The organism is Nitrobacter vulgaris, assembly GCF_031453995.1.
GTDB lineage: Bacteria > Pseudomonadota > Alphaproteobacteria > Rhizobiales > Xanthobacteraceae > Nitrobacter > Nitrobacter vulgaris.
The window spans coordinates 1-15,947 of the sequence record NZ_JAVDPZ010000007.1 but is presented as its reverse complement, the minus strand read 5'-3'; the positions used below and the strand labels follow the sequence as shown (position 1 = coordinate 15,947).

At 59.5% G+C, this 15,947-nt stretch carries 12 protein-coding genes; 2 read left to right on the top strand and 10 right to left on the bottom strand.

Annotated elements, in window-relative coordinates; all coding sequences use genetic code 11:
• Positions 1–123: 123 nt before the first annotated feature.
• From GGQ85_RS06010 to GGQ85_RS05990, 5 genes are all read right to left on the bottom strand, one after another.
• On the bottom strand, positions 124–3,219 hold the full coding sequence (locus GGQ85_RS06010) for a multidrug efflux RND transporter permease subunit (RefSeq protein ID WP_079447309.1): 3,096 nt from the start codon (positions 3,217–3,219) through the stop codon (positions 124–126).
• A gap of 98 nt (positions 3,220–3,317) precedes the next feature.
• A complete protein-coding gene (locus GGQ85_RS06005) occupies positions 3,318–4,529 on the bottom strand; it encodes an efflux RND transporter periplasmic adaptor subunit (RefSeq protein WP_079447310.1) in 1,212 nt (403 codons plus the stop codon).
• Between the two features lies 1 nt (position 4,530).
• Positions 4,531–5,232 carry a TetR/AcrR family transcriptional regulator gene (locus GGQ85_RS06000; RefSeq protein WP_309773777.1) on the bottom strand — a complete coding sequence of 234 codons (702 nt, stop codon included), beginning with the start codon at positions 5,230–5,232 and terminating at the stop codon, positions 4,531–4,533.
• 136 nt (positions 5,233–5,368) lie between these two features.
• Complete coding sequence (locus tag GGQ85_RS05995) at positions 5,369–6,628, bottom strand: Glu/Leu/Phe/Val family dehydrogenase (RefSeq protein ID WP_079447312.1); 1,260 nt, start codon at positions 6,626–6,628, stop codon at positions 5,369–5,371.
• Positions 6,629–6,893: 265 nt separating this feature from the next.
• On the bottom strand, positions 6,894–8,114 hold the full coding sequence (locus tag GGQ85_RS05990; RefSeq protein ID WP_309773776.1) for an NAD(P)/FAD-dependent oxidoreductase: 1,221 nt from the start codon (positions 8,112–8,114) through the stop codon (positions 6,894–6,896).
• A 226-nt stretch (positions 8,115–8,340) separates the two neighbouring features.
• Here GGQ85_RS05990 and GGQ85_RS05985 point away from each other — a divergent pair, with 226 nt between their 5' ends.
• A complete protein-coding gene (locus GGQ85_RS05985; protein ID WP_309773775.1) occupies positions 8,341–9,603 on the top strand; it encodes a serine hydrolase domain-containing protein in 1,263 nt (420 codons plus the stop codon).
• A gap of 51 nt (positions 9,604–9,654) precedes the next feature.
• On the opposite strand, the gene GGQ85_RS05980 is transcribed toward GGQ85_RS05985, so the two are convergent.
• Positions 9,655–10,572, bottom strand: coding sequence for an HpcH/HpaI aldolase/citrate lyase family protein (locus tag GGQ85_RS05980; RefSeq protein ID WP_309773773.1), 918 nt, complete (start codon positions 10,570–10,572; stop codon positions 9,655–9,657).
• Complete coding sequence (locus tag GGQ85_RS05975) at positions 10,569–11,021, bottom strand: MaoC family dehydratase (protein WP_079447316.1); 453 nt, start codon at positions 11,019–11,021, stop codon at positions 10,569–10,571. Before GGQ85_RS05975 ends, GGQ85_RS05980 begins: the two co-directional genes overlap by 4 nt.
• Positions 11,022–11,487: 466 nt before the next feature.
• Here GGQ85_RS05975 and GGQ85_RS05970 point away from each other — a divergent pair, with 466 nt between their 5' ends.
• Positions 11,488–11,694 carry a hypothetical protein gene (locus GGQ85_RS05970; protein ID WP_139372897.1) on the top strand — a complete coding sequence of 69 codons (207 nt, stop codon included), beginning with the start codon at positions 11,488–11,490 and terminating at the stop codon, positions 11,692–11,694.
• A gap of 208 nt (positions 11,695–11,902) precedes the next feature.
• Here GGQ85_RS05970 and GGQ85_RS05965 read toward each other — a convergent pair whose 3' ends face one another.
• From GGQ85_RS05965 to GGQ85_RS05955, 3 genes are all read right to left on the bottom strand, one after another.
• Complete coding sequence (locus tag GGQ85_RS05965) at positions 11,903–14,356, bottom strand: TonB-dependent siderophore receptor (RefSeq protein ID WP_309773772.1); 2,454 nt, start codon at positions 14,354–14,356, stop codon at positions 11,903–11,905.
• A gap of 112 nt (positions 14,357–14,468) precedes the next feature.
• On the bottom strand, positions 14,469–15,431 hold the full coding sequence (locus GGQ85_RS05960) for a FecR family protein (RefSeq protein ID WP_309773771.1): 963 nt from the start codon (positions 15,429–15,431) through the stop codon (positions 14,469–14,471).
• 111 nt (positions 15,432–15,542) lie between these two features.
• Positions 15,543–15,821: an RNA polymerase sigma factor gene (locus GGQ85_RS05955; RefSeq protein WP_309773770.1), complete on the bottom strand. Its 279-nt coding sequence runs from the start codon at positions 15,819–15,821 to the stop codon at positions 15,543–15,545.
• Positions 15,822–15,947 lie beyond the last annotated feature (126 nt).

Genomic DNA, 15,947 nt, shown 5'->3' with positions numbered 1-15,947 from the left:
GGTGCGCAAACCGCCCGGTTGTGGCCAGTGGTTCTCCGACCTCGCGAACATGCAAAGAGCCGGGGATGATGGGACTGACACGGTGAACGCGGCAAATCATGACCGCTGATACATTTTCGATCCTCACGTCGGTCGCAGGGCGTTCGACTCCATGTCGAATTCAGCGATCTGCCTGCGACGTTCAGACTTGGTGCCGCTAAGATGATCGGTCGCGATCGCGACATAGACAGCCGGAAGCACGAACAGGGTGAACAGCGTTCCGATCATCATGCCGGCCACGACGACAAGGCCAATCGAGAACCGGCTCGCCGCGCCCGCTCCCGACGCCGTCAGCAGCGGCAGCAGACCTGTAACCATCGCCGCGGTCGTCATCAAAATCGGACGCAGCCTGACCCGCGCCGCTTTCTCGATGGCCAACCGTTTGCTGAGCTTCTCGTTGAGCTGAAGCTCGTTGGCGAATTCGACCATCAGGATGCCGTGCTTGCTGATTAGGCCGATCAGCGTCAGCAGGCCTACCTGAGTATAGATGTTGATCGTCGCGATACCGAAGAACAACGGAATCAGCGCACCCAAAATCGCCATCGGCACGCTAATCATGATGACGAGCGGATCACGCAGGCTTTCGAACTGCGCCGCCAGCACCAGGAAGATGATGATGAGTGCGAAGCCGAAGGCAATCGCGAGCTGATTGCCTTCCGTGACGTATTGTCGTGCGTCGGCGAGATAATCGTGACTGAATCCCTTCGGCAGGTTTTTCGCCTGCTGTTCGAGGAACTCCACGGCCTTGCCCACCGTCACGCCCGGCATCGGCACGGCCTGGAAGGTCGCCGCATTCAGCTGGTTGTAGTGGGTCAGCGCATTGGGATCGGTTTCAGTCTTGATCGAGACCAGCGTGGACAGCGGAATCTGCTGGCCGCCGGCTCCCGGCACGTAATACCCATCGAGGGATTGCGGCGACAGGCGCTCGCCGCGCGGCACCTGCGGGATCACCTGATAGGAGCGCCCCTGGAGGTTGAACCGGTTCACATAGTTGCCGCCGAGCAACGTCGCCAGCGTCCCGCCGAGCTGCTGCATGGTGACGCCGAGGTCGTTCGCCTTGGTCCGATCGATAGCGACGCGCACTACCGGCTGGTTGTAGTCGAGGTCGCTATCGCTGACGATGAAGAGGCCACTCTTCTTCGCCGCCTCCTTGAGTTTAATCATCTCCTCATAGACCGTCTGGAAGCTGGATGTGCTGTAGAGCACCATCTGGACCGGCAGACCGCCCGGACCGCCCGGCAGCGGCGGCCGGTTGAAGGCGAAAGCGTTCACGCCCTCAACCTTGCTGATTTCAGCCTGCACCAGCGGCTTGATGGTCATTGCGGAGCGCTTGCGTTCGTCCCACGGTTTCAACAACATGCCGGCGATGCCATCGTTGATGCCGTTGGTGCCGTTGATCACGAAGCGCAGGTCGGTCTCGGGAAACTCCGCATATGCCTTATCGAGCTTGTTACCGTAAAAATCCATGTAGTCGATGTTGGCGTATTTCGGCGCCTTGATGACCGCGAACACGATGCCCTGATCCTCTTCGGGCGCCAGCTCCGTCGAGGTGTTCATGTAGAGAAAGCCGACCAGCCCGAGGATCGTCACCGCGAATAGCGCCGTCACCGGCCGGTAGTCGAGCGCGCGATCCAGCTTCCGGCCGTACCAATCGGTAACCGAGCTGAATATCCTGTCGACCTTGGTGGCGAACCACCCCTGCCCGCCGTGCTTGAGCAGCACCGAGCACATCATCGGCGACAGTGTCAGCGCGATGACGCCGGAGACGATCACCGCCCCCGCCAGGGTGAAAGCGAATTCGCGAAACAGCGCGCCGGTGAGACCGCCGAGGAAGCCGATCGGCGCATACACCGCGGCCAGCGTGATCGTCATCGAGATGACCGGGCCGACGATTTCGCGCGCGCCCTGCAAGGACGCCTGAACCGCCGTCTTGCCCTCCTCGAGATGGCGGTGGATGTTTTCCACCACCACGATGGCGTCATCGACCACGAGGCCGATCGCAAGCACCATCGCCAGCAGCGTCAACAGGTTGAAGCTGAATCCCGCCACCATCATCAGTGCGCAGACGCCGATCAGCGACAGCGGGATCGTTACCACCGGAATGATGACCGAACGCAGCGAGGCGAGAAACAGGAAGATCACGACGATAACGATGAGAACCGCCTCGATCAGCGTGTTCTGCACTTCATGGATCGAGGAGGTAATGAACTTGGTCGAGTCGTAAGCCACTTTCATCTTCATCGAGGGAGGAAGATTCCGCTCGATGTCCGGAAACAGCGCCCGCACTCCGGAGACGATATTCAGCGGGTTGCCCTGCGGGGTTGCCTGCACGCCGATAAAGATCGCGCGCTGTCCGCTGAAAGCAACGCTGGCGTTCGTGCTTTGCGCCGCAAGCTCCACCTGGGCGATGTCTTCCATGCGCACAAAGCCGCCGTCCTTGGCCTTCACCGTCATGCGCTTGAACTGCTCGACGCTTTGCAGGTCGGTATTGGTCGAAACGTTGGAGATCGTATAGTAGCCTTTAGTCTGCCCCGCCGCCGCCTGGAAGTTGTTAGCGGCGATCGCGAGGGCGACTTCCGTGGTGGTCACATTGCGTCCGGCCATCTTTATCGGATCGAGCCACACCCGCATCGCGAAGGTCTGGCCGCCGAGGATGTCGGCCGAAGCCACGCCGTCCACGGTCGAAAGGATCGGCTGCACCACGCGCGTCAAGTAATCGGAGATAGCCGAACCAGAGAGTTCGTCGCTCGAGAAGCCGATATACATCACCGCCGTAGTTTCACCGGTGGACTTCAAAATCACCGGGTCGTTGGCTTCCTTCGGGATCAGGTATCTCACCGAATTGACCTTCGACAAAACCTCAGTGAGCGCCGCATTCGGATCAAAGTTCAGTTTGACGTAGACCTTGATTTGGCTCTGGCTCTGGGTCGAGGACGAGGTGATGTAGTCGACGCCCTCGGCCGACGCGACCGCCTGCTCGATCGGCGTGGTGATAAAACCTTGCATCAAATCCGGCGACGCGCCCGGATACGCCGTGGTGACGGTGATCACGGTGTTGGACAGCTTCGGATACTGCCGGACCGGCAAATTGTAGGCCGCCGCCATGCCGATCAGCAGGATCAGCAGGCTGACGACGACCGACAATACCGGCCGCTTGATGAAGATGTCCGTGAATGCCATGCAGGCGCTCCGTTGACGCGTGGCCGCTCCGTGGATCGAAGCACAACCGCGAGACGTTCAATCGATGCGGGGCCGCCTTGGCGGACCCGTTTCTGAAATCAGTTCAGCGGCGGTTTCTCCGGAATCTGCGGCAGCGGATCCTTCGAAATCTCGACCGCGGCGCCCGACTGCAGCTTGAGCTGGCCGACCGCAGCGACCTTGTCGCCCGGCTGCAGCCCTTTCTCAATGACAGCGCGGCCATCGATCCGATCGCCGGTGCGCACGAAGGTGCGTTCGACAGTCAAGCTGGTCTTGCCGTCATCCTCCTTCTTCTCCTTGATGAGATAGACGGAGTCGCCATACAGGGTGTACTCGACTGCGGTTTCCGCGACCGTGATAACCGGCGGCTTCTCCGGCAGCACCACGATGACATCGGCAAACATGCCGGGTTTAAGGATGTCGTCGGGGTTGGCGATAGTGGCCTGGACACGGATGTTGCGGGTTTCGGTGGCTATCTGAGGCTCGATGGTCGTGATCCTGCCCTCGAACTTTTTGCCCGGATAGGCATCGACCGACACCCGCACCGTCTGGCCGACGGAAAGCCGTCCACTTTCCTTTTCAGTGACGGTGAAGTTCGCAAACAGCGTCGACAGATCGGTCAGCGACACGACCTGTGTGCCGGCAGTGAGGAATTGTCCTACCTCCACCTGACGCACGCCGAGCACGCCATCGAACGGCGCGCGCACCAGCTTCTGCGAAATGATCGCCTCGGTCTTGGCTATGCCGGCATTGGCCTGGTCGAACGCGGCCTGCGTCGTGTCCACCGTTACCTGTGCGCCGACCTGACGTGCAGCGAGTTGCTTCGCCCGATCCAGCGCGAGCCTGGCCACCGTCGCCTGGGCCTTGTAATTGGCCAGATCGCCTTGCTCCGGCTTGTCGAACAGTTGCACCAGCGGCGTGCCCTTGGTGACGCGACTGCCGGCGGTGAACAGGATGTCGGTGATACGGCCGCTGACGTCGGAGGTGACGTTGACCTGATGCACCGCGGCCAGACTGCCGACCGCACGCTGCAGGTTCGGCAGCACCTCGGACTTCGCCTCGACCGCACTGATCGTCACCGCCGGCGGCTTGTTGTTGGCGAAGAACTGCGCGATCATGTGCGCGCGGAACGCGTTGAATCCGACCAACCCGCCGACGAGCAACGCGAGCAGTACGCCTACAATGACAAACCAGCGCATCATGCGCACCGGGCGCGTGCGAGGCTTCTCGTCCAGTTCACGCGGCGGTGCGATGGTCTTGTCGCCGGTATTGCCTTCCCTTCTTACCGTCATGTCATGCACTTTCTGCGGCCGACGTTTGGGCGGCGTTGAATACAGCTTCCCGGTCCAGATGCAAGGCAATTGCCGCTGCATTCAGACCAACCCCTCGAAGAATGAACTCACAAATCTGCCGCTCCAGGTCGGGTCCGCTGCCGTATGACAGGGTTGGAACGGAGGGAAGGTCAGTTAGAACCATCATGAGAACGGTATGATGCGCAAACCAAAACAGATTGAGCGGCTCGCGCCCGACCGGCACCGCATCCCCGGCGGCAATCGCGCGCTCAAGTGAGGCCGTGAAAGCTTGGCCAATCAGGTCTCGGATTTTTTTGTATAGCAATCGGGCAAATTCACCATCGTCAAGCTGACTTGAAACCATGAGACGCAGACGCTGCGCCTCCTGTTGATCCGGCGAAGCCGAGGCATTCAGGAAGTGCTTGACCATGCCGCGGATAAGAATGACGAGCGTCTCGGTTGAAGGCTCGCGATCAAGCAAGCGATGCAGCGCCGGATCGGCCTGGCAGGCTTCAGCCAGAATTTCGGCATAGAGCGCGGCCTTGGTGGGAAAGTGTTTGAACAGTAACGCCTCGGAAATCGAGGCGGCGGTCGCAACGCTCTTGGTTGTCGTACCGGCGAACCCGTTATGCGCGAAACACCGTTTCGCAGCGCTCAGGATCAACTCCCGCCGTACATCGCTGGTCATTCGCAGATTGCTCATGGGACGTGAGTAAGCACTCACTCTATCTTAGTCAAGAGAAATGTTGCATCGCATCATTTCAATTAAAACGAAAATGATCGAGGGGCTTGGTCCCCCGATACCGGAGAACTGTAGATGCGGCTGTCCGGTCAGAGGTTTACGGAAAAAGTCCCCGCGTTGCCTTCGCAGCCCGCACTTTCTCTACGCCGAGCGCCATTGCCGCGGTGCGATGCGAGATATTGTCCTTTTTCGCACGATCGACCATCTGCCCGAAGGCGCGATCCAGGATCTGATATTCGCGGCGCGTCACCTCGTCTTCTTCCCAAAACAGTTGCTGTAGATCCTGAACCCATTCGAAATAGCTCACCACCACGCCACCGGAATTGCAGAGGATGTCGGGAATCAGAAAAATCTCATGCTGACGCGTCTCCAGGATCAGATCCGCTTCAGGCGTCGTTGGCCCGTTGGCGCCCTCGGCCAAAACGCGGCATTTCAGGTTCTCGGCGATATGTGCATCAATCACGCGTTCCACCGCGGCGGGAACGAGCACATCACACGGTAGCGTCAGGATCGCCGCGGGATCGTACTGAAGCTGATTGGAATATCCTGCGATACTTCCATGCGTCCCGGCGTGGCGCAGTAGCGCGGGAATATCCAGACCCTTCCTGTCATAAAGCGCACCGGTGTGATCGCTCACCGCGATGATTTTGACGCCCGAGTTGTAAAGCTCGAGAGCCGCATGGGATCCAACGTTGCCAAAGCCCTGAACGACGGCGGTCGCACTACCGAACGCGATGCCGAGTTCGTTCATGACGCGGCGGGTGAGATGGGCGACGCCGCGGCCCGTAGCCTCGCGACGCCCCAGCGTGCCGCCCGAGCTTACGGGCTTTCCGGTGACGATCTCCGTGACGGTGCGGCCCTGATACATGGAGTAGGTATCCATGAACCAAGCCATCACCTGCTCATTAGTGCCCATGTCCGGGGCCATTACATCGGTGTGCGGCCCGACGAACGGAATCATCTCCTGCATGTAACGGCGCGATAGCCCTTCCAATTCGCGGATTGAGATCGATTGGGGATCGACCCTGACGCCGCCTTTGGCTCCGCCATAAGGCAATCCGACCAGCGCGCATTTCCAACTCATCCAGATGGCGAGTGCCGCTACCTCGCCGATATCCACGCACGGCGCAAAGCGCGTTCCGCCCTTTGTCGGACCTAGCGTGAGATGATGCTGCACGCGGTATCCCTCGAAGACCGCAATCGATCCGTCATCGCGATGAACCGGGCAGGAAATCGTGATGGCCCGCTTCGGCATCAGGATACGCTCTCGCTCGTCCATCGGGATGGAGAGATGATTGGCGATGACTCCGAACTGCTGAACCGCCATGTCGAAGACCGGGCCGGCGTAAACCGTCATCGTTCTCTCCTTCGTGATCCTGGTTCGCGACTGTGCCCAGGCCTTTGATTTGCGGGATATGCCTCGCCGAGAGACGAGTTGCCGTCTGCTATGACTTCATGATTGTGAACAGTATAGCCACGCCACCAAACGATAACATCCGCCACCCAGATATAGGCCGTATAAAAGTATCACTGCCGCTCGATGAATGGTGCGATGGTTCAATAGACACTCCGGTTATCGAGCCTGTCATGGGACAGGCGATGTCCCCATTGTCGGCAGAATTTCACGCAAGCGCCCGCTTCAGATCGAAAGCAGGATCGGCAGCCTGCTCCGGCGGGATCGAACCGTTCACAGCCAGAAAGCGGCGGCCGAAGACGTGATCCGAGGCGCGATTGACCGATTCGATTCCGATCAGGCGACCGTTCTTGTAACAGAAGGCGGAGAATGACCCCTGCCCGGCGTCGCCACGCACGACGACTTGATCGTAGCCGGTCGTCAGGCCCGCGATCTGCAGCTTGTCAGGCCCCTGATCGCTCCAGAACCACGGGAATCCGTCATAGCTTTTCATATCACCCGTCAGCCGCGCCGCCACGCAGCGAGCCTGATCGGCCGCATTCTGCACGGATTCGAGCCGCAGCGGCGCACCAAAGCGCACGCTCTTAAACAACGCACAATCGCCGATCGCTGAAATATTAGGATCGGCCGTGAGCAGGTGCTCATCGACAATGATGCCGGAGGCCACCGGAAGATCAGCCTCTGCCGCCAATTCGACGTTGGGCAAAACGCCGACGCCGACGACCACGAGATCGGCTGCGATCGGCCTGCCGTCGCTCAGGGTAACGCCTGTCACACGACCTTCGTTGCTGGTGATGCTCGTCGCCTGCACTCCGAAATGAATCCGAATCCCTGCCTCGCTGTGGCGGCGCTGAAAGAACTCCGAAATCTCCGACGTGACCGCACGCGCCATCACGCGAGGCGCAAGCTCCACGACATCGACCTCGAGGCCCTTCGCCCGCGCGGTCGCCGCGAATTCGAGACCGATAAAGCCCGCCCCGACAACCACCACTCGCTGCCTGGTAGGAAAGAGCTGCCGCAGCATCTCGCTTTCGTCGAGCGATCGGAGATAGAGGACATCCTTCAGACCGGCGTTGGGGATGTCGAGCAGGCGGTTGCGCGCGCCCGTTGCCAGTACAAGGTGCTTGTAAGCGCGGGAAGCACCGGAGGCGCAGACGAGTTGAAGTGCGCTGCGGTCGATGGCGACGACGCGATCGGAAATCAGCTCAATGCGCTGATCGTGATAGAATTTCTCCGGCCTGAACATCACCGTATCAGGACCACCGCCGCCTTTCAGATAGGCTTTCGAGAGCGGAGGCCGCTGATAGGGCAGATGCGGCTCGTCATTGATGAGGCTGACGGGTCCCTCGTACCCGGCCTGACGCAACGACGCCGCTAATTGAAAGCCGGCATGGCCGGCGCCGACGATCAGAATCGGTGCTTCTACCATTCGTCAAACCGACCAGCTTGGAATGATCTGAACGTCCGTCATATCGCCTCCCAAGTGTTATCTTTCTGCCGCGAGCTTCGCTCCGCGCCGTTTTCTTGCACGAACCTGCCGCAGATTGCCACTCCTCACGGATCCGCGGTTCGCAAACGATCGGGTAATGCGACACATTGCGTCCGTAGAACGCCGTGAGCTATCCAATTTGCCCCCTGCCCCGGAGTAATCCCAGATGACAGCCCTCAATCCCGGCTCTCCCGAAGCTTCAGGGATGTCCGGCGCCGCGCTCCAGCGCATCGATGACCATCTGAAGCGGCGATATATCGATGCCGGCCGGTTTCCGGGCACACAGCTGATGGTGTATCGCCGCGGCAACCTCGTGCACAATTCTGTGCAGGGCTTTGCCGATCTCGAACGCCGGGTGGCGCTGAAGGACGACACCATCTTCCGCATCTATTCCATGACCAAGCCGATCACGTCGGTCGCCTTCATGATGCTGGTGGAGCAAGGCCTCGTTGCGCTCGACGAGCCGGTTCACAAGTATATTCCCGAGTGGAAGAACCTTGGCGTGTTTCAGGCGGGCACCGCGCCTGCCTTCATGACCAAACCGCCGACGCGGCCCATGCAGATCATTGACTTGCTCCGTCATACATCCGGGCTGACTTACGGTTTCCAGCAGCGAACCAACGTCGACGCGGCGTATCGCGACAAGCAGATCGGCACGCTCGACCCTGCGGGCACGCTTGATTCGATGATCGCAAGCCTTGCCGACATTCCGCTGGAATTCTCGCCGGGCGAAGCCTGGAATTACTCGGTCTCCACGGACGTGATCGGCTACCTCGTGGGCAAGATCAGCGGCATTTCCTTCGAACAATTCCTGAAAGAGCGCATTTTTGATCCGTTAGGAATGGCCGACACCGACTTCTTCGTGCCGGCTGACAAGGCGCAACGGCTCGCGGCCTGCTACAATGCGACGGTCGGCGGCATGATGTCGGCTCATTCGCCGGATGCGAAGAGCGGACTGACGTTGCAGGATGATCCCGCCAAGAGCCCTTTTCTCTCGCTGCCCAGCTTCATCTCGGGAGGCGGCGGCCTGTGCTCGACGGCTGCCGACTATCTCACGTTCTGCCAGGCGCTGCTCAACGGCGGCGTCAGGCTGATCGGGCCGAAAACGCTGGCGCTGATGACGACCAATCACCTGCCCGGCAACCGCGATCTGCCGGACATGTCACGATCGATGTTTGCGGAAGCGACCTACGCCGGCATCGGCTTCGGCCTCGGCTTCTCCGTCACCATGGACCCGGCAAAGACGCTAATAGCCGGCAGCCCCGGTGAATACGCCTGGGGCGGCGCTGCAACGACCTCGTTCTGGATCGACCCAGCGGAAGACCTGATCACTATCTTCATGACGCAGGTGATACCCTCGAGCGCGTATCCGATCCGCCGAGAGCTTCGCACCATGGTGTACGCCGCCATTACCGACGCCAATCTTTGATGCTGCAACCATCCCGGCGTCAGCATTCCAGATAAGCTAGAAGAGACACCGTCAAATACGATTGCAAGTCTTGACGCTTGGATCGTCGACGGCCTCGCCGACCGAGGCCAATGCCCGCTTCGCCGCGATCAGGTGCGGAATGTCATACATCTTGCCTTCGATACCCACCGCGCCGGCATCAGGTTGACTGGCGAAGGCAGCGACGACGCGGCGGGCGTGCGCCAGATCGGCTTCGGATGGAGTGAAGCAGGCGTTGATCGTGGCAACCTGGTCCGGATGGATCGCAAGTCGCCCGACGAATCCGTCGCGGCGGGCGACACGGCAACTCTCGGCGAGGCCCGCCTGATCCTTGAAATCACTGTACAGCGTATCAAGTGCAAGAACGCCGACCGCGTTAGCCGCAAAAAGGCATTGGGCACGTGCAATCTGATAAGGAGATGTCCAATCGCCGTTCGGCTCTTTATTGGTCAGCGCGCCAAGCGCGGTGCTGAGATCTTCAGCGCCCCATGTCATGGCCGCAAGCCTTGCGCTCGCACCTGGATTCCGCCTGACGTAGCTGGCAAAGCCAAGCATCGCAGCCGGCGTCTCGGTGGCGATAGCCAGCAGCTTCACATGCCCTGGCGGAATGCCCGCGGCCACCTCCAGAACATCGACATAGTGCGAGATCTGCTCGACGTCTTGAATGCCGTTGACCTTCGGAATCAGGATGCCGTCCAGCCCGGGGCGGACGACAGCCGCAAGATCAGCCAGCGTCAGGCCCGTTCCGAGCGCGTTGATCCGCACCAGAAACGTCCAATCTCGAGCAGTCGCACCGAGAAAGCTCTTCACTGCGTCACGCGCGACCGCCTTGCGGCCGGGCGCGACAGAGTCTTCCAGATCAAGGACAAGCGCATCCGCGCCGCAGGTGTTGGCCCGCGCCAACTTGCGATCGCTGTCGGCCGGGACGAAAAGAAGCGAGCGCCACTTCATGCCGGCCTCCGCATCATCAGCGCGTTGCGGCGGCAAAACACCACCTCCTCATCTCGCTGATTGTATCCGCGATGCTCGAACGTGACGATACCCTGCGTTGGACGCGACTTGCTGGCGCGAACCGAAGCCACTTTCGATTCCGCGCGCAACGTATCGCCCGCGAATACCGGACGCGGAAACCTGGTTTCCTCCATACCGAGGTTTGCGACCGTGGTTCCGAGAGTTGTGTCCTGCACTGAAAGGCCAATGATGAGACCCAGCGTAAAGATGGAATTGATCAGAGGTTTACCGAATTCAGTCGATTTGGCATATTCGTGATCAATGTGCACCGCAGCCGGATTGCAGGTGAGCGAGGAAAACAGAACATTGTCCATGTCGGTGACGGTTCGCCGAATTTCGTGAACGAACCTCTGCCCGACGGAAAACTGCTCGAAATACAGTCCGGCCATTCAGCTCTCCTCTCCCGCCATCGGATTTGAACGCGCGACCAAGCGGAATCAACATTGCTGCTGGCCTGGAGTTTGCCATCCGCTACCATCGGCTGCAATGAGTCGGACTTATGGCTTCGCCGGGGATGAGAGGTAAGCGGACCGGCAATCAAGAATTACGGCGTCGATCAAACGAATAGATGCAGGCGAACCTGCCATGCCAGGCTCAACTCATCTCATTGCTATTTGAGATTACGAACCAGAATGGCGTCGATATTTCATCGGTGATGTTCTATAGCGTTTTCGAGCGAAGTGGTTACCGGTTCGCATGAAGAAAACGCGCCAAATCAACTCATAGAGCTCTGCTTCTGATTCCGTAAGGAGCGGAAAGGCTCTATATTGGGGAGCCCGATCGGCTCATGACCCTGCGCGATGGCAATTCCGCATTGTTCTCACAAATCCAGAGTCTATCCCCATGGAAACAAAATTGACCCGGAAATTTATTGCCGAAGTCGCCTCGCTAGCTGTCTTTGGAGTCGGGCTCGCCGGCGTCTACATTCTGGCCAAGGCGCTTAAAGACGAGGCCGCGGATTTAACGATCGCGTTGATCGCTACGGCCATATTCGTGGTGTCATATGTCCTTGGTCAGTGGGTCAAACGCGCGATCAACCCGTCGCCCGCTGTGGAACGGTAATCATCGGAAACCTTCACTCTCGGCTGGTGTTATAGCGTTTCGAGCGAAGCATGTCCTCGGGCTTGACCCCGAGATACCGGTTCGCGTGATGAAAACGCCTCAGATCAAAAGATGGAGCCTCACCGTTTCCGTGAAGCGGTGAAGGACTCTCGTGGCCTGCTGCCGGTTTTTCGGACAAAAGGTCCAGCTTCTGGTGGTCGTCTGCCTGCTACCACTTGTACGAGAGGCTTCCCGTGATGCGGCGCCGGTCGCCGTAGAAGCACGAATCCGAACTCGAGCATGTCGCGACATAGATCGTGTCGGCGACGTTGATGAAGTTAACTGCGGCCCGCCAGTTATCCCCCCATTCATAATGAACCGCCAGATCACCAAGGACCACGGCTGGCACGGTAAGGGTATTCGCAGTATTCGCAAAAGACGATCCGACGTATCGGACGCCGCCTCCCAAGCCAAAGCCGCTTAGCGCTCCTTCGCGGAAGGTGTAGTCAGTCCACAGCGACGCGAGTTCACGCGGAGTGCTGACCGGCACTGTTCCAATCAGCGATGCGTCCAGGTCCCTGCTCACAAAGAAATTGAAATTGGTATAGCTGGCCGTGATCTTGAAATCGCGCGTGATGTTGGCAACGGCCTCCAGTTCCAGGCCGCGGGACGTGACCTCGCCGTTTTGAATCTGCAGTTGCGGGTTGTTCGGATCGGTCGTCAGCGCGTTTTGGCGTTTCAGATCGAATAGCGCCACACCGAAACGTGCGTTAAGCCCCGTCGGTTGATATTTCAATCCAACTTCAGATTGCACGGCCGTTTGCGGCAGGAGGATATTTCCGGTGGCGCCATTGATGCCGATGATCGGATTGTAACTGGTTGCATACGAAGCGTAAGGAGCCAGGCCGAAGTCAAAATTATAAATAATGCCACCGCGACCGGAAAACTTGCTGTCCTCTCGGGTCTGATACGACCTGGCAAGATCGTTATCGATTGTGCCAACCCAATCGTTGCGGCCCGACAGGACGAGCGTCAAGCGATCGAACTTGATCTGATCCTGAAGATAGAGTGCGACCTGGTTCTGAGTTACATGCGCATCGCGATATGGCGCACCGCTAAATGGTGCGGTCGGAGTGTAGACAGGATTGACCAGATTTATGGGCAAGCCCTCTTCAATACCCTGCATATCATCAAGGGTGAAGCGCTTCACGTTGAACCCGCCGAGAACCTTATGAGACACCGGGCCGGTTTCGAATCGAGATTCGAGCTGACTGTCCATATTGGCCTGGCTCGCTTTGCTGCGCACCAGAAAACTATCTCGATAGAGATCTGCGGCGGCGGGCGTGGTTAAGTATCCACCTCCGAACATCGTCGCGTTATAAAGGTCCACATACCCATAACGGGCATTCTGACGGAACGTCACGTTTTCCGACAGATGCTTCTCAAACTGATAGCCGACCATCGCCTGATCGCGGCGTTGCGTATCCATGCTTGGTTCGCTGGCGAAGAGATTGGTAGGTATCCGACCGAATGGAGCGTTCACCACCGTACCTTCATAGGGAAGGAAGTTCAGACCGCGCGTCACGTTGTGTGACGCCTGAGCGTAGATCGTCAGTCGCGTATCGATATCCGGCATCCATGTCAGCGACGGCTGGAGGAAATAATTATCGTCGTTGATGAAGTTGACCTGCGTGCCTCCGCCGCGGATCTGACCGACGATCCGATAAAAGAGTTTTCCGTCGTTTCCTGCATTTAGAGGACCACCGACATCGAACTGGGTGTAGGCATTGCCGAAATTGTTGACGCCGGCCTCGATATAGTGAGTGGGCTCTTCACCAGCGAACCTGCTGACGGCGTTCACGATGCCGCCAGGGCCGGACCCGCCGTAAAGGATGGCTGAGGGGCCGCGCAGAACCTCAACGCGATCCAGACCGAACGGCTGGATTTTCCAGGTAGCGAAAGACATGGACGTCAGCTGCAAACTGTCCAGAAACGTGCTTTGTTCCTGCACCTGGAATCCGCGAATTTGAAACCAGTCGTTGCGCGGATCGCTGCCGGCCGTACCCCCGAAAACACCGGCCGTGTAGCGCAGCGTTTCGTCGAACTTGGCGTTGATGTTCTGATCCCGAATCTGCTCCCTACCGATCACCGATATGGACTGCGGCGTCTCGATGATCGGGGTGTTGGTCTTGGTGCCGGTCATGCTCTGATTGGCAACATACCCGTTAACGGGGCCCAATGGGTTCTCGCCCTGCACGTCGATCGTGTCGAGCGCAACCGCACCGGCCGGCATCGCGCCAACGCTAGCCGATGAAGGATTGACGATCTGGACCGTGCGGGCGCCAGTGAGCCGCGCGGTCAGTCCGGTGCCGGCCAGCAATCGGTTGACGCCCTCGCGCACGGTGAGTGTGCCCGAGACGCCCGGCGTGCGCGCTCCGCTCGGCACCGCGCCATCGAATACGAGATCGACGCCGGCGGCGCGCGAGAAGGCCACGATGCCGGTCGCCAAGGACTGCGACGGGATCGCGAAAGTGATCGACCGTTGCATGGTGTCCACAGCGGGTGCAGACGCAGTCTGCGCAAATGCGGATGGAGCTGACAGCAGCAGGACGGCGATCGACGACGACCCAAGCAAAGTCATCAGCCTGGTCGCCTTGACCCTCGAAATAGTCCGCCCCGCCATCGTCGCGCTCCGTCATCAGATTAACGCCGGCATGATGCCGACGTCCCCACTGGGTTAGACGAAGCAGACTTGCGATTATCCGATTGGGCGCGAACTTTTTTTCTGAGCGGCGTCAGGCATCGAATACAAGGGTCAGATAGGGGGTCACATTGACGACCTGGATCGGAAGGGCCTCCTCAAGGGTGGCGAGAATATTCCCTGATTTCTCGAGGTCTATGATCAGCGTGACTGGACGAGCGGCCAAGGCCGCTCCCATTACCATCAGCCTGCCCCGCCGCCAGCGATTGAGTGAGGCGATGACCCGTCCGAACGGCTGCGAAAGAAATATCAAGCGGCCGTCGCGCCAGCCAAGCTCCGAGGCCGGGTCGATACTCTGAGGAACGCCGATGCTCTCGCGGTTGTATGTGAGCTGCGATCCTGCGTCCAACCGCGCGTCTGCCGCGCCGACGCGGATGTTTACAGCATGCCGGGCGACAGTAACGCGCACGTCGTCGTCGGAGATATAGTCCACATTGAATGAGGTTCCGACAGCCATCGTGCGGCCTGCAGCCGCCTCAACCACGAATGGACGCGATTTCTCGGGCGCAACCGAGAAGAAAGCCTCGCCTTGATGCAAGGTGACCAGGCGAAGGTGCGAACTGAAATCGGCAGACAGGGCTGTCGCGCCGGCCATTTCCACGGTCGAATTGTCGGCGAGGGTTACCGTCCGGCGTTCGCCGGTGCCGGTGCGGTAGTCCGCGAATGGATGCTGTCGGTAGGCGACCCAGCCGCCCCCACCGACCATGGCAGCGAGCACGCCTTTGCCGAGGGTCCGGCGCGTGATGGCCATCTGTCTTGCGCGACGGCGCGCCTGGACGATCGGAAGTTCTGCGGCTCCCGACCATAGACGTTCGACCTCCGCATAGGCGGCGCGATGGCGCTCGTCCCGTCGCAGCCAGGCGCGGAAAGCGACCTGATCAGCCTTGGCCACCTCGTCAGCATGAATGGTCGCGAACCACGTCACGGCCTCCTGCGATATCGGATCGAGATTTCCGCCGAAGTCGTTGTCGTCGGTCCAATTGGGATCCGGCCCCATCAGACACGCTCCTTTGGCAGGCCTGGGACACGACCCAGGACCGGCTGAACTATAGCGCTCCTATTATCTGGAGACGATTTGGAGAGCGAGATATCTCACGCACGCAGAAAATTATTCGTGCGTCCGATCAAGCGCCGCCTTGAGGTGCATCATGACCTTGAGCATCTGGCTGAACGCCGATTGCGGCGAGATGCCCATGGTTCGGCCAATCTCGGCGAATGTCTTGCCTTCGAGGCGTGCCAGGAACACCTCGCGCGGCCGCTCCGGGATTTGATTGAGAGTTGCCTGCAAGAGCGCCAACTCCTGACGCGACAGCAGCACGCGCTCCGGGGATGGCGATTCGTCGACAATATGCTTGAGGACATCGTCACTGCTATCGACGAGCGGCATGAGCCGCTGCCTGCGTGCTAGAACCGATCGACATTCATCGCATCCATATCATGGCTGCTGCGAGCTTGATGAAGCCTGTGAAGTGTTCTGTTCGCCTGTCGTATCGGGTGGCGAAGCGGCGGAAGT

Bases quoted from the DNA above. Each gene is read 5' to 3' on its own strand.
- GGQ85_RS06010 (WP_079447309.1), bottom strand. From the start codon at position 3,219: ATGGCATTCACGGACATCTTCATCAAGCGGCCGGTATTGTCGGTCGTC.
- GGQ85_RS06005 (WP_079447310.1), bottom strand. From the start codon at position 4,529: ATGACGGTAAGAAGGGAAGGCAATACCGGCGACAAGACCATCGCACCG.
- GGQ85_RS06000 (WP_309773777.1), bottom strand. From the start codon at position 5,232: ATGAGCAATCTGCGAATGACCAGCGATGTACGGCGGGAGTTGATCCTG.
- GGQ85_RS05995 (WP_079447312.1), bottom strand. From the start codon at position 6,628: ATGACGGTTTACGCCGGCCCGGTCTTCGACATGGCGGTTCAGCAGTTC.
- GGQ85_RS05990 (WP_309773776.1), bottom strand. From the start codon at position 8,114: ATGGTAGAAGCACCGATTCTGATCGTCGGCGCCGGCCATGCCGGCTTT.
- GGQ85_RS05985 (WP_309773775.1), top strand. From the start codon at position 8,341: ATGACAGCCCTCAATCCCGGCTCTCCCGAAGCTTCAGGGATGTCCGGC.
- GGQ85_RS05980 (WP_309773773.1), bottom strand. From the start codon at position 10,572: ATGAAGTGGCGCTCGCTTCTTTTCGTCCCGGCCGACAGCGATCGCAAG.
- GGQ85_RS05975 (WP_079447316.1), bottom strand. From the start codon at position 11,021: ATGGCCGGACTGTATTTCGAGCAGTTTTCCGTCGGGCAGAGGTTCGTT.
- GGQ85_RS05965 (WP_309773772.1), bottom strand. From the start codon at position 14,356: ATGGCGGGGCGGACTATTTCGAGGGTCAAGGCGACCAGGCTGATGACT.
- GGQ85_RS05960 (WP_309773771.1), bottom strand. From the start codon at position 15,431: ATGGGGCCGGATCCCAATTGGACCGACGACAACGACTTCGGCGGAAAT.
- GGQ85_RS05955 (WP_309773770.1), bottom strand. From the start codon at position 15,821: ATGCCGCTCGTCGATAGCAGTGACGATGTCCTCAAGCATATTGTCGAC.